Raw genomic sequence first — 15,728 nt, 5'->3', positions numbered from 1 at the left:
GGTGAGGAAGTGAGATCCAATGATTGAATCGAAAAAAAGATGGCAATTGACAAGCCCGGATGAACAAGCCGTCCAGGAATTACAACAAGCGCTATCCTTGTCATCTGTGCTGGCGAAAATTCTCGTCACGCGCGGAATCGACACAGTGGAAAAAGCACAGGAATTTCTAGATGTCGAACTATCCGGCATACATAATCCGTTTCTGATGAAGGATATGGACGTCGCAGTGGCGCGTATCCAGCAGGCGATTGAAGCGGAAGAAAAAATTCTCGTTTATGGCGACTACGACGCAGACGGGGTGACCAGTACGACAGTCATGATGACAGTGCTGCAGGATTTGGGCGCTGATGTGTCCTTCAAGATCCCGAACCGCTTCGACCATGGCTATGGCCCGAATGAAGAGCTATTCAAGGAAGCCCATGCAGAAGGTATCAACTTGATTGTTACAGTCGATAACGGCGTGTCAGGAATAGAGCCGGTGCGCTTGGCAAATGAACTCGGGATGGATGTCATCATCAGTGACCACCACGATATCGGCGACGAAATGCCCGCAGCACTCGCGGTCATCCATCCACGGCATCCGGAAGGCAAGTACCCGTTCGGCGAACTGGCCGGCGTCGGTGTGGCATTCAAAATGGCACAGGCGCTCTACGGGGACATCCCGGACCATTTGACGGAGCTGGTGGCGATCGGCACGATTGCCGATTTGGTACCATTGCACGGTGAAAACCGCGTGCTCGTCAAAGAAGGCTTGCGTGCTTTGCAAGATTCGCCGATGCCCGCGATTGCGGCATTAGCGGACGTTGCGGGAGTCAAGCAGCGCGACATTACGGAAGAGACGATTGGTTTTATGTTCGGTCCGCGCATCAATGCGATTGGCCGCTTGCAATCGGCTGATCCGGCGGTGCGTATGTTCATGACGGATGACCCATCAGAAGCTCGTTCACTCGCAGATGGCTTGGACGTTTTGAACAAAGAACGCCAGGCGATCGTTAAGGCGATTTCTGAGCAAGCGATCGAGCAAGTAGAAGCGCGCTACGGCGAGCAGTTGCCGCACGTCATTATCGTTGCCCAAGAAGGCTGGAATCCTGGCGTTGTCGGCATCGTGGCTTCCAAATTGACCGAGAAATTTTACCGTCCGTCAATCGTATTGTCACTTGATTTGGCGAATGGCAAAGCAAAAGGTTCGGCGCGCAGCATCGAAGGCTTTCACCTGTACAACGAACTCGCCAAAAATCGCGACATCCTGCCACATTTCGGCGGACACCCGATGGCAGCAGGCATGACGCTTGCCGCGGAAGACGTCGATGAATTGCGCGAGCGTTTGAACGAACAAGCAAAAAATTCGTTGACCGCAGAAGATTTAGTGCCGGTCGTATCGATCGATATCCCTGTGACACTTGATGAAGTTGATACGGAAACCATTGAAGGCATGCGCCGTCTAGCGCCATTTGGCATGGGGTTTGCCAAACCGAAGTTTTATCTGGATGGCGTTAAAGTCGCAGGCATTCGTAAAATCGGCGCCAGCCAAGCGCATTTGAAAATGGAGCTGGCGCAAAACGGCTCTACCTTGGATGCGGTCGGCTTCGGCATCGGTGAGCTCGGCGATGAACTGACGCCTGAGGTCAAGATCGATGTCATCGGCGACCTACAGATCAACGAATGGAACGGCCGCAAAAAACCACAGCTATTAGTGGAGGACATCCGCACGGACGAATGGCAATTATTCGACATCCGCGGCATTCGCCAAGTCAGTCGCTGGTCGAAGCTCATCCCAAAACAAAACCAGGTATTCGTCGCTTTCCAAAAAGAAACGGAAGCGGTGTTTAGCTCATTACTTGACGGACCGATCGTCTCGGTGCAGTCGCTCGTCGAATCGGGTGCAGCGAAAGAGCATTTGGTGCTGTTGGATCTGCCGGACTCTGAAGAGCAGTTGTCGTCCGTACTCACACAGCTGCGGCCAAAGCGTGTCTATGCCCATTTCTACGCGCAGGAATCACAATATTTCGAGCGTATCCCGGACCGTGACCAATTCAAATGGCTGTTCGGCTTCGTCAAGAAGCGCGGCACCTTCGATTTTAAAAAGAATGGCGAAGAACTTGCTAAACACAAAGGCTGGAGCCGGGAAACATTATTTTTCATGCTTCAGGTGTTTTTTGAACTCGGTTTTGTTACACTTAACAATGGAATTACCGAGATTGCACAGGCTCCTGGAAAACGTGATCTTTCAGAAGCGCCGGCTTATAAGAAGCGCGAGCGGCAGATTGCTTTGGAACAGAAGCTCTTATATGCATCCTATCGGGATCTAAAAGACTGGTTTGACGCCCAAGTGTCAGCCAAGGAGGAAGAATTATGGATTTAAAGCAATATATAACCATCGTAGAAGATTGGCCGAAGCCAGGAATCAGGTTCAAGGATATTACATCTTTGATGGACAGTGGCGAAGCCTATAAATACGCAACGGACCAAATTGTTGCATACGCGAAAACAGTGGACGCAGAAATTATCGTTGGACCGGAAGCTCGCGGCTTTATCATTGGCTGCCCTGTTGCTTATGCGCTAGAAATCGGTTTTGCGCCGGTCCGCAAAGAAGGCAAATTGCCGCGTGAAGTGATTCGTGCACAATACGGCCTTGAGTACGGCACGGACGTATTGACGATGCACAAAGATGCCATTAAACCGGGACAGCGCGTCTTGATCACGGACGATCTTTTGGCTACCGGCGGAACAATCAATGCGACGATCAACCTGGTTGAACAGCTTGGCGGAGTGGTTGTCGGCTGCGCATTTTTAATCGAGTTGACTTACTTGGATGGCCGCAAGAACCTCGACGGCTATGATGTCACAACTTTGATGCAATATTAAGAAAATCACTTTGCCTTTTGGGGCAAGGTGATTTTTTTTCTGACGGCGGGGTATGGTAGAGAAAGAAACTTGCGAGAGAGGTGATTTCCATGATCGAATTGGACAGACGGTATGACCCTGTACAAAACAATGAATTGATCGGGCAGCTGCTAAACGATGCGACTCCTTTAGAACAGACTACCCGGGAGACCGAAGCACTGTTCAATGACATCAAGAAAGATCTCCCCCGCGTACGCATTAAGCGGCCAATCCATTTCTTCGAAAAACTATGGTCCGTTTTCGCCGATGAGTATGAAGTCGCGGATGATAACGGCTACGGCACTATCGTGTTCGGACAGGACTTGTTTCCGGAATGGAAAGGCAAACTTGACCGTGAATACAAGAAACTTGATTCAACAATCAACCGTCGCGTCAACATCCGGGATTACGGGGCGGTCGGTGACGGCGTCACGGATTGCACCGAAGCATTTAAAAAAGCGATTGGCAATGGCCGGGTGGAAGTGACGGTTCCGCCCGGCGTCTATATCGTCAAAGGGATCCGCGTCCCTTCATGGAGCCGGATTGTCGGGGCGGGCAAGGCCGCTTCGGTCATCAAGCTGCATCCGAAAGCGCCAAAGCGTTCTCGTTTATTGACAAACTCCAATTATGTGAATGGCAACCGCAATATCTCGATTGAGAGCTTGAGCCTCGATTGGAACGTGGAACGCCTTGGACATGCGGAACGCACCAATTCTTGGGGCAATTATTCGAGTTGCGTAACTTTTGCAGGCGTTACCTACGGATGGGTGCGGGATGTAGAAGCAATCAATCCGGGGCTTCACTGCGTCGACATTACCTCGCCGCTTTATAATTACGCAGGTGACGGCATGCGCGGAAGGGGCGGCTGCAAATATATCTGGGTCGACCAAGTGAACGGCTTCGGCTTCGGGGACGACGGTTTGACGACCCATCACAGCGATTATGTCTTCGTCTCCAATTGCCATTTCTCCGACCCGAGCGGAAAAGCCCATAAAAAAGGCTATTCGAATTCCAATGGTATTGAGATCGATGATGGCTCTAGGCATGTCTGGCTGTTCAATAATTCCACGTCGCGTTGCTTCGGCGGCGTCGAAATCAAAGCGCACGCCAATTCGTCGGCAGCGTCCGGTGTTTTTATATCGGGCCATTTGTCGGTCAATGACAACCGTTCGTTCAATTTCCGCCATATCGGCCATCATCTCCGCGAAGATCCGGAATCCTTGTCGGCCTATAACATCAAAGCGCAGCGTCTCGTGTCTCTAGCACCGGTCGAAACGCGGCTCTATAAGGACTCATCGCCGCGCTCGCTGGTTATTTCCGGCTACCGCAATGTCGCGATCAATCGCTTCCTGTTCGAAGGCGATCCGCTCTATGATTACAAAGGGCGCCCCGCTTCCGCTGTACAATACCGTGCCGAGCATATATCGCTGTCAAACGGTGTCGTACGTGGCTTCCGCACGGCGGGATCGGATATTTCAATCATGGGCGGAAAGCAAAGCGCACGCAATGTCCGTGTCAAAAACATTATGAGTATCGATTCGTCAAATAAGACCGTCGCAGTGGGCGATGACAGCAAATGGATCATGGTCGACGGCATCCGTAAACAGAAAGCTGAACGCCTGTAGCCCCTGGGGTATTTCCGGGAGATAGATGAAAACACGCAAAAGCTTTACTTTTTAGCGGAAAGTTATCTATAATAAAGAAATACTCTTCTGGAAATAAATAAAGCAAGGTGGGCAATTATGGCGAAAGATCAAGTGAGAACAGTTGAAGATGTATTCGAAATGGTTGCGTCCTATATGAATGCAGAGCACGTAGAAACGATAAAAAAGGCGTACCAGCTTGCCTATGAAGCCCATGATGGCCAATTCCGGAAATCCGGCGAACCTTATATTGTGCATCCGGTGCAAGTGGCCGGGATCCTCGCAGAATTGCAAATGGATCCCGCCACAGTCGCAGCGGGTTTTTTGCATGACGTCGTTGAAGATACCGACGTCAGCCGCGAAGACATAGTCCGTGAATTCGATGAGGAAGTCGCATTATTGGTCGATGGCGTGACAAAACTCAGCAAGATCAAGTATATGTCGAAAGAAGAACAGCAAGCGGAAAATCACCGTAAAATGTTTGTCGCGATGGCGCAGGATATCCGCGTCATCCTCATCAAGCTGGCGGACCGTTTGCATAATTTGAGAACTTTGAAATACCAATCGGTCGAAAAGCAGCGCATCAAAGCGAATGAGACTTTGGAGATCTTTGCGCCGATTGCACACCGCCTAGGGATCAATACGATCAAATGGGAGCTTGAAGACACTGCTCTCCGGTATTTAAATCCCCAGCAGTATTACCGCATCGTCAATCTAATGAAGAAAAAACGCACGGAGCGGGAAGATTATTTAAATAACGTCATGGGCGAAATCCGTGTCCAGCTGGATGAGGTCGGCATTGAAGCTGATCTATTCGGGCGTCCAAAGCATATTTACAGCATCTATAAGAAAATGGCGATGCAGAACAAGCAGTTCAACGAAATCTATGATTTGCTTGCTGTGCGCATCACGGTCGACAGCATCAAGGACTGTTACGCAGTGCTTGGCATCATCCATTCCACATGGAAACCAATGCCTGGGCGCTTCAAGGATTACATCGCGATGCCGAAGCAGAATCTATACCAGTCGCTCCATACAACGGTCATCGGGCCGCAGGGCGATCCTCTAGAAGTGCAGATCCGCACAGAGGAAATGCACCGCATCGCCGAATACGGGGTCGCGGCGCATTGGGCGTACAAAGAAGGCAAAACCTCCGACAAGCCGCTAAGCTCAGTCGATTCCCGCCTGTCGTGGTTCCGCGAAATCCTTGATTTCCAGAACGAATCCGACAACGCGGAAGAATTCATGGAATCGCTGAAATTCGATTTGTTTTCGGACATGGTCTATGTGTTCTCCCCGAAAGGCGATGTCATCGAAATGCCGGACGGATCCTGCCCAATCGATTTCGCTTACCGTGTCCATAGCGAAATCGGCAATAAGACAATCGGCGCGAAAGTGAACGGCAAGATGGTGCCGCTTGATTTCGAGCTGCATACCGGCGATATCGTCGAAATTTTGACGTCCAAGCAATCGGTAGGACCAAGCCGAGATTGGCTGAAAATTGCCAAATCGACGCAGGCTAAAAATAAAATCAAGCAATTCTTCAAGAAACAAGTGCGCGATGACAATGTTCATAAAGGACGCGAACTTGTCGAAAAGGAAATCAAAGCACAAGAGTTTACCCAAAAAGAAGTGCTGACAGCAGAGAATATCAAACGCGTCATCGAGAAATACAATTTCGCCAGTGAAGATGATATGTATGCGGCGGTCGGATTCAATGGCATCACCGCCCAGCAAGTCGTCAACCGTTTGGCGGAGCGCCAGCGCAAAAAGCGTGAGCAGGAAGAAGCCATCGAAAAAATTACTGTGGAAATGAAGTCCAACCAACCGAAAAAACAGACGGAATCCGGCGTCATCGTGCGCGGCATCGACAATATGATGATCCGTTTGTCAAAATGCTGCAACCCGGTGCCGGGTGATGCCATTCTCGGCTTTATCACCAAAGGCCGCGGCGTCTCGGTCCATCGCGCGGATTGCCCGAATATCCAAGCCGACGAATCCGATCGGCTGATTCCGGTCGAATGGGAAGACTCAGGATCACCTGAAAACAAATCGTATCAAATCGATATTGAAGTGCAGGCCTATGACCGCACCGGCTTGATCAACGAAGTGATGCACATGGTCAGTGAGACGAAGACGACGATCACCGCCGTCAGCGGGCGTGCTGATAAAGACAAGATTGCGACGATCAATTTATCGATCATGATTCCGCATATTTCTCACCTGAACCGTGTCGTGGAGCGCATCAAGCAAATTCCCGACGTCTATTCGGTTAAACGTGTGACGAATTAAGGAGGAGCCATGAAAGTCGTATTGCAGCGTTCAAAAAAAGCGTCCGTCACCGTTGACGGTCAAATTACAGGGGCCATCGATTCCGGCTATGTGTTATTGGTCGGCATCACCCATAGCGATACTCAAGCAGATGCGGTCTACGCCGCCAAAAAAATTGCTGGTCTTCGCTTGTTTGAAGACGAAGACGGCAAGATGAACCGCTCGATCGAGCAAGCGGGGGGCAGTGTGCTGTCGATTTCCCAGTTCACTTTGTACGGAGATGTAAAAAAAGGACGGCGCCCGAGTTTTGTGGAAGCAGCGCGCCCGGAACAGGCGGAACCTTTGTGGCTGAAATTCAACGAGGAATTGACAAGCCAGGGCCTCCAGGTTGAAACTGGTGTATTCGGTGCGATGATGGACGTCCAGCTCGTCAACGATGGCCCGGTCACCATCATTGTTGATTCCGACGGGGCTAAAAAATAATGTTTGAAAGAGGCAAGCAGGTCTGCTTGCCTCTTTCAACTCATCGAGAAACTCTTGATAATCGTATTTTCCGAAGCTTATTGCTCGCTTTCCGTGGGGCGGGAATCGAGCCTCCTCGTCACTCCGTTCCTGCGGGGTCTCTCAAACCCGCTAGTCCCACAGGAGTCGAGCAAACGCTTCTCCAAATACTCAGTCAGGTCATTGATTATCAAATGTCAAAAAGCTAAGCTCTTTTTTGACTTATAACAGATTACGAACTTATTCAACTCTCTGGAAGAGGCAAGCGTATGTGCTTGCCTCTTTTACAATAGAGAAAATAGCTGGAAATGATTCCTTGAAGCTTTCAGCGTCAAGTGACAATCCACTTAAAACAAGAATGCCCCGCTTCTCATTTGAGAAGCGGGGCATTCGATTTCATTCACTTAATTCAGAATCGAAATAGCTAATGATGCCGTTGTAAAGGCCAAGCGCCGCTTGTTGGCGGAATTGGTCGCTTGAGACGATGCGCTCTTCGTTGAAGTTGCTGAGGAAGCCAAGTTCGACCAGCACCGCAGCTTGTCGATTATCCCGCAAGACGAGGTAATTGCCTTTTCTTGCGCCGCGGTCATCGAGTGTCAATTTGCCGGCCAATCCGCCGTTGATGTGCTCAGCTAATTTTTGTTGGTATGGATGTTGATAATACGAAGTAAAGCCAGAAACCGTGCTGTCTTCAGTGGCATCGTAATGAATGCTGATGAAGGCATCCGCTGCCACTTGGTGGCTTTCGGAAACGCGGTGGCGAAGGTCGACATAAACATCCGACTGCCTTGTCATGACGACTTCCGCCCCCGCAGAGCGCAAGTGATGCGACAGGATTTCTGCCGTTTTCAAGGTCAGGTCTTTTTCATTCGTTTTCCGGACGCCGACTGTACCGCCATCATTGCCTCCGTGGCCCGGATCCAAGACAATTGTCAATCCGTTCAAGGTGCCGGCTTTTCTGGCGGGTTGTTGTTCGGCTTCGGCCGGTTCAGTGGATGTTCCCGTGCGTACGACCCAATCGGCAATATAAGCTTGGCGGCCGTCTTCAAGCGCCACTAAATACCATTGGCCTTCTTTGCCTGCCACTGATAGCTGCATACCGGCATCCGCCCGCGTGACCACTTCTGATGAGGTGTTCGCTTGTGCACGCAGATTCGTGCCGTCGGTAAGGACGGTCACTTGTTCATCTGAGGAGCTTGCTTTTTGTGCGGGCTGGTCGGACAATTCACCATAGAAGGCATAGACCCAGCCGGTTTTTCCATCGATGAGTTCAAGCTGGACCCAGTTGCCGTCCATTCCTTTTACGTTGAACACTTGGCCTTCTTTAACAGAAGCTTGGATTTTCGCGTTTAGACTCGGTTCAGCACGGACATTCAGTGCGTCGACCGCGATGCGGAATGAAGAAAGTTTTTCAAGAGCTTGAGCCGCTTGTTCCTGCTGTTCGCCAGCCGAATCATCAGGAGCTGCTGCTTTTTGCTCTGTTAAGCTTATGTACTGTGTCGAGACAAAGCCGCGGACATTGCGGAAGTGGACTTCTGTCCAGTCGCCGTGGCTCGCAATCACTTGTGCTTGTTCACCGGCGTTCATTTTTGACAGCACCGCGGAAGATAGATCTGCCTGTGCGCGGATATTCAAGCTGTCAACGGACGATATAGCGGTTTGGGCTGATGTGTTTTGTGCTGGTTCTGTGCTGACGAGCCAGGAAGCGACCCAGCCTTCTGTATTGCCGTGGCGGATCTCAATCCAATCGCCGTTGCGTGAAACTTGTTGTGCTTTGTCGCCTTGTTTCATCGAACCGATCACTTCATAGCTCAAACCCGGCCCAGTCCGGATATTGACCGTTGAGCCCGTAGCTGATACTTCGCCGTTATCTGCATGGGCAGGATTCGTAACAGCTAATGGGATCGTGCCAGATAAGGCCAAAATAAAAACCAGCAAGGTAAGGATAAGTCGTCGTTGCATAGCGGTCCTCCTAAATTAAGTTCATCTTCATCATAATATCAAAAAAATCAGGCAATGTATGCAAAAGCTTGACAAGAATTCTCCAGCTGATTAAGATTGATTTATTCTACTTATATAATTTTTGCTGAAGACGGAGAAAGTAATTGTGTGCATCGACTGAAAAGAGAGGGAAAGCCCTGGGCTGAAAGCTTTCCTGCAGAGATCTGCAATGAACAACACTCTTGAGGTTCTTTACTGAACGGCGCACTGCGCTTATTAGGCTAAGACGGTTCCGGCCGTTATCCGGACAGAGAGGGCGCAGAAGTTTGCGTCAACTAGGGTGGAACCGCGGAAGCTGATTTTTAGCTCTCGTCCCTTGCGTAAGCAAGGGGCGGGGGCTTTTTTGTATGGAAAAGGAGAGATGGAAATGGGCAATATTCAAGCACCGCGCGGCACCTATGATGTGCTGCCGCAAGAATCTGCCAAATGGCAGGAAGTCGAACGGACGATTAATGAATTGTGTAATCTGTATCAGTACAAGGAAATTCGCACGCCGGTTTTCGAACACACAGAACTATTTCAGCGGGGTGTCGGCGATACAACGGATATCGTCCAAAAGGAAATGTATACATTTCAAGATAGAGGAGATCGCTCTTTGACGTTGCGTCCAGAAGGAACGGCATCCGTTGTACGTTCGTACGTCGAAAACAAACTTTTCGGCCAGCCTGACCAGCCGGTGAAGCTCTACTATACGGGCCCAATGTTCCGCTATGAGCGGCCACAAGCCGGGCGCATGCGCCAGTTTGTCCAGTTCGGCGTAGAAGCGATCGGCTCAAAAGATCCAGCCATTGACGCTGAAGTCATTGCACTGGCAATGGACGTCTATAAAGCAAGCGGGTTGAAAAGTCTGCGCCTTGTTTTGAACTCACTTGGCGATACGGAAAGCCGCTTAGCACATAAGCAAGCGCTCATTGAGCATTTCGCACCGTCAATTGAAGAGTTTTGTGGCGACTGCCAGAACCGACTAGAGAAAAATCCGCTGCGCATTCTCGATTGCAAAGTGGACCGGGAACATCCCTTGATGGCGACGGCTCCGTCGCTTGCGGATTATTTGAATGAAGAATCGAGCGCTTATTTTACGCAAGTGAAAGAATACCTAGACGAACTCGGCATCAGCTATGTCGTCGACCCGAACCTAGTGAGAGGGCTCGATTATTACAATCACACCGCGTTTGAAATCATGAGCGAGGCGGAAGGCTTCGGAGCAATTACGACGCTTGCTGGCGGCGGACGTTATAATGGGCTTGTCGAAGACCTTGGCGGCCCAGAATCTCCAGGGATCGGCTTTGCGATGAGCATTGAACGATTATTGTTGGCACTGGAAATGGAAAAAGTAGAAATCGGGCAAAGCCAGACGCTTGATGCATACGTCATTGCAATGGATGCAGCGTCGAAAAAGAAAGCCGTCTCGATTGTCCGGGACCTGCGCGCAAATGGCATCTCCGCGGACATGGATTTCACTGACCGCAAGATGAAAGCGCAGATGAAGTCTGCTGACCGCAAAGGTGCGCAGTATGTCATCGTCATCGGCGAGTCGGAGCTTGAGAGTGGCAAAGCGGCTGTCAAAGAAATGGCGACGCGTGACCAGCAAGAAGTGTCATTCCATGAATTAGCTGAACACATCCTGAAAAAGAAATCATTGGAGGAATAACTATGTCGAGAACACATTATTGTGGAGAAGTGAACGAAACGGCAATTGGCCAGCGCGTATCATTGAAAGGGTGGGTCCGCAAACGCCGCGACCTCGGCGGATTGATCTTCGTCGATGTCCGCGACCGTTCAGGAATCGTCCAAGTGGTCTTCAACCCGGAAATTTCGGAAACAGCATCAAAAATCGGTGAATCCTTGCGTAACGAATTTGTCGTCCATATCGACGGGCTTGTCGTTGAACGTGCGGAAGGACAAGTAAACGCAGCGATGAAAACCGGCAAAATCGAAGTGCAAGTGGATAGCGCAGAAATTATCAATGCCGCGAAAAACCCGCCGTTTGCAATCGAAGATCAAACGGACGTCAGCGAAGATTTGCGCTTGAAATACCGTTATCTAGACTTGCGCCGCCCGGCGATGTTCGAAACCTTGAAAATGCGTTCGGATGTGACAAAAACGATCCGCAATTTCCTCGACAGTGAAGGGTTCCTTGATGTGGAAACACCGATTTTGACGAAATCCACACCGGAAGGCGCACGCGACTATTTGGTGCCAAGCCGCGTTCACGATGGTGAATTCTACGCCTTGCCGCAATCACCACAGCTGTTCAAGCAAATGTTGATGGTATCAGGGGTAGACAAATATTACCAAATTGCGCGTTGTTTCCGCGATGAAGATTTGCGTGCTGACCGCCAGCCGGAATTCACGCAAATCGATATGGAAATGAGCTTCCAGACGATGGAAGACATCATTGAATTGAACGAACGCTTGATGATCCAAGTGATGAAAGATGTCAAAGGCATTGACATCGACTCAGGATTTGAGCGCATGAGCTACCGTGATGCTATGGAACGTTTCGGTTCCGACAAGCCCGATGTTCGCTTCGGCATGGAGTTGACCGATGTATCGGAACTAGTGAAAGACTCTGCCTTTAAAGTCTTCACAAGCGCAGTCGAATCCGGTGGGCAAGTGAAACTAATCAATGCCAAAGGACAAGCCGGCAGTTATTCACGCAAAGACATCGATGCTCTTGGCGAATTCGCCGGGCGTTACGGCGCGAAAGGCTTGGCGTGGTTGAAAGTCGAAGAAAGCGGCGTCAAAGGGCCAATCGCCAAATTCTTCGAAGGTGAAATGGCTGATAGCTTGATTGCAGCAGCTGATGCTGAAGCAGGAGACCTACTGCTATTTGTCGCCGACTCCAAAACGGTCGTGGCAGATTCACTTGGTGCTTTGCGCATGAAGCTCGGCAAAGACCTGGACTTGATTGACCAATCGATTTACAAATTCCTATGGATCACTGACTGGCCGTTGCTTGAATACGATGACAAAGCCGGCCGCTATTATGCCGCACATCATCCATTTACAATGCCTTTCGAAGAAGACCTCGATAAATTGTCGACGGAACCGCAAAATGTCCGTGCGCAAGCTTACGACTTGGTATTGAACGGTTATGAGCTCGGCGGGGGATCGGCGCGAATTTACAAGCGCGACATCCAAGAGAAAATGTTTGAAGTGCTCGGTTTCTCAAAAGAAGAAGCGACAGAGCAATTCGGCTTCTTGCTCGAAGCATTTGAATACGGGACGCCTCCGCACGGCGGCATCGCATTCGGCCTTGACCGTTTGGTGATGCTGTTGGCAGGGCGCACCAATTTGCGCGATACGATCGCATTTCCAAAGACGGCTTCTGCAAATGATATGCTAACAGAAGCACCGAGTGCAGTATCGCCGGCCCAATTAGAGGAATTAAACCTAGCGGTAACTATTCAGAATAGTGAAAAAGATATAGAGTAAAAGGCTTGTACATCTTTTTCGGTTATGCTACTATACTTGTAGAGAGAATCCTGATGTGTTCGTTTTTAGCAATTCGATTTTGACCCAACATTTTGTCGTCGGGAGACCTACATATCATCATGGCTAACATGCCTTAACGGGAAGTTATAAGTGGTGATGCGGTCACCCACCTGCTATAAGCGGGTTCAAACGATGCGCAACACAAAGGACGGCACGATCGGGATTCTTCTTACATAAGTAATCCAAATCCCTCCGGCATTTGCCGGAGGGATTTTCTATGTGTATAATCCCTAGTATCCCTATTTAATATTGAACCTGAAAGGCAGTGTGAATATGTTACATCAATTTTCAAGAAATGAACTCGCTATTGGCAAAGAAGGAATGGACCTGGTGAAAGGTTCAACGGTCGCCATCCTCGGTGTCGGCGGGGTCGGATCATTTGCAGCCGAGGCTTGCGCAAGAAGCGGCGTCGGAAAAATCATCCTCGTCGATAAAGATGATGTCGACATTACCAATATCAACCGCCAATTGGTGGCGAATCTCTCCACAGTCGGCCAATCCAAGGTCGAAGTGATGAAAAAGCGCATTGAGGATGTCAATGCGGAGTGTGAAGTGGTGACGCTCCATATGTTCTATACAGAAGACACTTATGAAGAATTTTTCAGCCATAAACCTGATTATGTCATCGATGCTTCGGATACATTGATCTACAAAGTGCATCTGATTAAAGAATGCTATAGCCGCCGTATTCCAATTATCTCGAGCATGGGCGCCGCCAACAAGACGGACCCGACGCGCTTTAAAATCGCTGATATCTCGAAAACCCATACCGACCCTCTGGCGAAAATGATACGCAAGAAACTGAAACAAGCGGGCATCCGCAAAGGCGTACCGGTCATTTTCTCTGATGAAAGCCCGATTGTGGTGCGTGAAGATGTGGTCGAAACCGTCGGCAAAAAAGACGCAGCGATCCGCAAAGCGCAAATGCCGCCGTCTTCCAATGCGTTCACTCCATCGACCGTGGGATTGATCGCGGCGAGTTGGGTTGTTAACCAAATGACCAAATCGATTCATATTCAACGCGTCAATCAATAGATCATAGAAAAACGGACGGAGAATGTCCTCATTCTCCGTCCGTTTTTTTATGCATTATTTTTTGCGGAAGCCTTTCAGTTTTTCGTAGATGCCGGCGAATTTCTTTTCTTCTCCGGCTACGACGGGCTTATAGAACTCCGCTTTTTTTAATTCTTTCGGCAAGTAATCCTGATCCGCCCAGCCGCCGAACGAGCCGATCGGTGTATCGTGAGGGTATTTATAGCCGCCGTGCCCGAGCTCGGCGCTGCCGGCGTAATGGGTATCTCGCAGATGCGCGGGGATGTCACCGACCTGTCCTTTATTGATGGCGGCCGTGGCCGCATCGATGGCTCGGTAGGCGGAATTGGATTTCTCCGACAAGCACATCTCAGCGACTGCCTGCGCGAGCGGGATGCGCGCTTCCGGCAAGCCGAGGCGGTCTGCTGCCTGGCACGCTGCGAGTACATGCCCGCCGACCGCTGGATTGGCGAGGCCGATGTCTTCATAGGCCATGACGAGCAGGCGTCTCGTTACAGCAGTAAGGTCCCCGTTTTCCAGCAGATGGGCGAGGTAATACATCGCCGCATTGACATCGCTTCCGCGTACGGATTTCTGCAAAGCCGATAACAGGTTGAAGAAATGTGACCCTTTTTTGTCACCGAACACGCCGACGCGTTTGATCATCTGCTCGATGATGCCGTCATCGACGAGGTATTCGCCGTCTTCTTCATCCGACGCGATGACGATCGATTCGAGCATCGTCAAAGCTTTTCTCGCGTCACCGTTTGTTCCTTCGGCAATGCGTTCGACTTGTTCTTTGGAAATACGAATCTTCTCACGGCCAAGCCCGCGCTTTTCATCTGACAAGGCACTGTTCAATAGCTCGACGATATCTTGCTGCGTCAACCGTTTGAGCTGCTTAATTTCGCCGCAGCGTGAACGGATGGCGGGATTGACATCGTGGAAGGGATTTTCTGTCGTCGCGCCGATCAATACGATCGAGCCGGACTCGACATGAGGCAAAAGCGCATCTTGCTGGAGTTTATTAAAGCGGTGGATCTCATCTAAAAACAGCAATACCTTGCCGGTCATGCGCGCCTCTTGAACGACCGATTCGACATCTTTCTTGCCGGAGGTTGTTGCATTGAGCGCGATGAACGGCAGATCGGAAGTGCCGGCGATGGCATGCGCGATTGAGGTCTTGCCGATGCCGGGGTCGCCATATAAGAGCATGGACGGCACATGGCCGCTTTTGATCATTTTATACAATGCAGTTGAAGGGCCGATGACATCTTTTTGGCCGACAACTTCGTCGATGGTCCGCGGACGCATGCGGAAAGCGAGTGGTTCATTGTGCACGAGGAAAACTCCTTCCGTCTATTCATTCCATCAGTATAGCGAATCGTGCGCTGAAAGTCATTGAAAGCCTATGTCCTGTAAGATATGCTATACTTATTTGAAGAATTGACGATTAGGTTCCAGAGGAGTAGTTTTAGATGAAAATATCAACGAAAGGCCGTTACGGCTTAACAATTATGATTGCATTAGGAAAACAATATGGGGCAGGCCCAGTGCCGCTGCGCAAGATTGCCGCGGACAATGAATTGTCGGAAGCTTACCTTGAACAGCTCGTGGCACCGCTGCGCAATTCAGGGCTCGTGAAAAGCGTGCGCGGCGCATACGGCGGCTATATGCTGACGCGCCATCCGAAGGAGATTTCAGCAGGAGACGTCATCCGTGTGCTCGAGGGGCCGATCCAGCCGGTCGAAGGCATCGAAGACGAAAAGCAGCCCCAGCGTGAATTATGGGGACGCATACGCGATGCGGTGAAGAACGTCTTGGATACGACAACAATCGAAGATTTGGCACAGACAGAAGAAGGCGACACCGAACATTATATGTTCTATATATAAGGAG

At 50.2% G+C, this 15,728-nt stretch carries 11 protein-coding genes, 1 other RNA gene and 1 other annotated feature; of the genes, 10 read left to right on the top strand and 2 right to left on the bottom strand.

Annotation, left to right across the window (positions count from 1 at the left end):
* Positions 1 to 19 precede the first annotated feature (19 nt).
* The 5 genes from recJ (at position 20) to dtd (ending at position 7,280) form a co-directional block, all read left to right on the top strand.
* Positions 20 to 2,362 (top strand): single-stranded-DNA-specific exonuclease RecJ, encoded by a 2,343-nt coding sequence (recJ, locus tag KTG14_RS05485; RefSeq protein ID WP_216969988.1) that lies wholly within the window; start codon positions 20 to 22, stop codon positions 2,360 to 2,362.
* Entirely contained in the window at positions 2,353 to 2,865 is a 513-nt protein-coding gene (locus KTG14_RS05480; protein WP_068461876.1) for an adenine phosphoribosyltransferase, read from the top strand. Before recJ ends, KTG14_RS05480 begins: the two co-directional genes overlap by 10 nt.
* Before the next feature lie 89 nt (positions 2,866 to 2,954).
* Positions 2,955 to 4,508 (top strand): glycosyl hydrolase family 28-related protein, encoded by a 1,554-nt coding sequence (locus KTG14_RS05475; RefSeq protein ID WP_216969987.1) that lies wholly within the window; start codon positions 2,955 to 2,957, stop codon positions 4,506 to 4,508.
* 117 nt (positions 4,509 to 4,625) lie between these two features.
* A complete protein-coding gene (locus KTG14_RS05470) occupies positions 4,626 to 6,818 on the top strand; it encodes a RelA/SpoT family protein (protein WP_216969986.1) in 2,193 nt (730 codons plus the stop codon).
* 9 nt (positions 6,819 to 6,827) lie between these two features.
* Entirely contained in the window at positions 6,828 to 7,280 is a 453-nt protein-coding gene (gene dtd / locus KTG14_RS05465) for a D-aminoacyl-tRNA deacylase (protein WP_216969985.1), read from the top strand.
* A gap of 414 nt (positions 7,281 to 7,694) precedes the next feature.
* Here the strand turns inward: dtd and KTG14_RS05460 are convergent, their stop codons facing one another.
* Complete coding sequence (locus KTG14_RS05460; RefSeq protein WP_216969984.1) at positions 7,695 to 9,260, bottom strand: N-acetylmuramoyl-L-alanine amidase family protein; 1,566 nt, start codon at positions 9,258 to 9,260, stop codon at positions 7,695 to 7,697.
* A 118-nt stretch (positions 9,261 to 9,378) separates the two neighbouring features.
* Positions 9,379 to 9,619: a binding site (T-box leader), on the top strand.
* Positions 9,620 to 9,666: 47 nt separating this feature from the next.
* Here KTG14_RS05460 and hisS point away from each other — a divergent pair.
* From hisS to KTG14_RS05440, 4 genes are all read left to right on the top strand, one after another.
* Positions 9,667 to 10,950 carry a histidine--tRNA ligase gene (gene hisS / locus KTG14_RS05455; protein WP_216969983.1) on the top strand — a complete coding sequence of 428 codons (1,284 nt, stop codon included), beginning with the start codon at positions 9,667 to 9,669 and terminating at the stop codon, positions 10,948 to 10,950.
* A 2-nt stretch (positions 10,951 to 10,952) separates the two neighbouring features.
* The gene (gene aspS / locus KTG14_RS05450) at positions 10,953 to 12,737 is read left to right on the top strand and encodes an aspartate--tRNA ligase (RefSeq protein ID WP_216969982.1); all 1,785 of its coding nucleotides are present in this window, start codon (positions 10,953 to 10,955) and stop codon (positions 12,735 to 12,737) included.
* A 44-nt stretch (positions 12,738 to 12,781) separates the two neighbouring features.
* A non-coding RNA gene (gene ssrS, locus KTG14_RS05445) (6S RNA) lies at positions 12,782 to 12,965 on the top strand.
* A gap of 105 nt (positions 12,966 to 13,070) precedes the next feature.
* Positions 13,071 to 13,832: a tRNA threonylcarbamoyladenosine dehydratase gene (locus KTG14_RS05440; protein ID WP_216969981.1), complete on the top strand. Its 762-nt coding sequence runs from the start codon at positions 13,071 to 13,073 to the stop codon at positions 13,830 to 13,832.
* Positions 13,833 to 13,886: 54 nt separating this feature from the next.
* On the opposite strand, the gene KTG14_RS05435 is transcribed toward KTG14_RS05440, so the two are convergent.
* Positions 13,887 to 15,170 (bottom strand): replication-associated recombination protein A, encoded by a 1,284-nt coding sequence (locus KTG14_RS05435; protein ID WP_216969980.1) that lies wholly within the window; start codon positions 15,168 to 15,170, stop codon positions 13,887 to 13,889.
* A gap of 137 nt (positions 15,171 to 15,307) precedes the next feature.
* Here KTG14_RS05435 and cymR point away from each other — a divergent pair, with 137 nt between their 5' ends.
* Positions 15,308 to 15,724 (top strand): cysteine metabolism transcriptional regulator CymR, encoded by a 417-nt coding sequence (gene cymR / locus KTG14_RS05430; protein ID WP_058380971.1) that lies wholly within the window; start codon positions 15,308 to 15,310, stop codon positions 15,722 to 15,724.
* Positions 15,725 to 15,728: the final 4 nt, after the last annotated feature.

The sequence above is a fragment of the Planococcus sp. CP5-4_YE genome, assembly GCF_019042655.1.
Classification (GTDB): Bacteria; Bacillota; Bacilli; order Bacillales_A; family Planococcaceae; genus Planococcus.
This window is presented reverse-complemented; position numbering and strand designations above follow the sequence as displayed.

What these genes read in the sequence shown, in the direction of transcription:
- recJ (WP_216969988.1), top strand. Translation starts at nt 20, where the DNA reads ATGATTGAATCGAAAAAAAGATGGCAATTGACAAGCCCGGATGAACAA.
- KTG14_RS05480 (WP_068461876.1), top strand. Translation starts at nt 2,353, where the DNA reads ATGGATTTAAAGCAATATATAACCATCGTAGAAGATTGGCCGAAGCCA.
- KTG14_RS05475 (WP_216969987.1), top strand. Translation starts at nt 2,955, where the DNA reads ATGATCGAATTGGACAGACGGTATGACCCTGTACAAAACAATGAATTG.
- KTG14_RS05470 (WP_216969986.1), top strand. Translation starts at nt 4,626, where the DNA reads ATGGCGAAAGATCAAGTGAGAACAGTTGAAGATGTATTCGAAATGGTT.
- dtd (WP_216969985.1), top strand. Translation starts at nt 6,828, where the DNA reads ATGAAAGTCGTATTGCAGCGTTCAAAAAAAGCGTCCGTCACCGTTGAC.
- KTG14_RS05460 (WP_216969984.1), bottom strand. Translation starts at nt 9,260, where the DNA reads ATGCAACGACGACTTATCCTTACCTTGCTGGTTTTTATTTTGGCCTTA.
- hisS (WP_216969983.1), top strand. Translation starts at nt 9,667, where the DNA reads ATGGGCAATATTCAAGCACCGCGCGGCACCTATGATGTGCTGCCGCAA.
- aspS (WP_216969982.1), top strand. Translation starts at nt 10,953, where the DNA reads ATGTCGAGAACACATTATTGTGGAGAAGTGAACGAAACGGCAATTGGC.
- KTG14_RS05440 (WP_216969981.1), top strand. Translation starts at nt 13,071, where the DNA reads ATGTTACATCAATTTTCAAGAAATGAACTCGCTATTGGCAAAGAAGGA.
- cymR (WP_058380971.1), top strand. Translation starts at nt 15,308, where the DNA reads ATGAAAATATCAACGAAAGGCCGTTACGGCTTAACAATTATGATTGCA.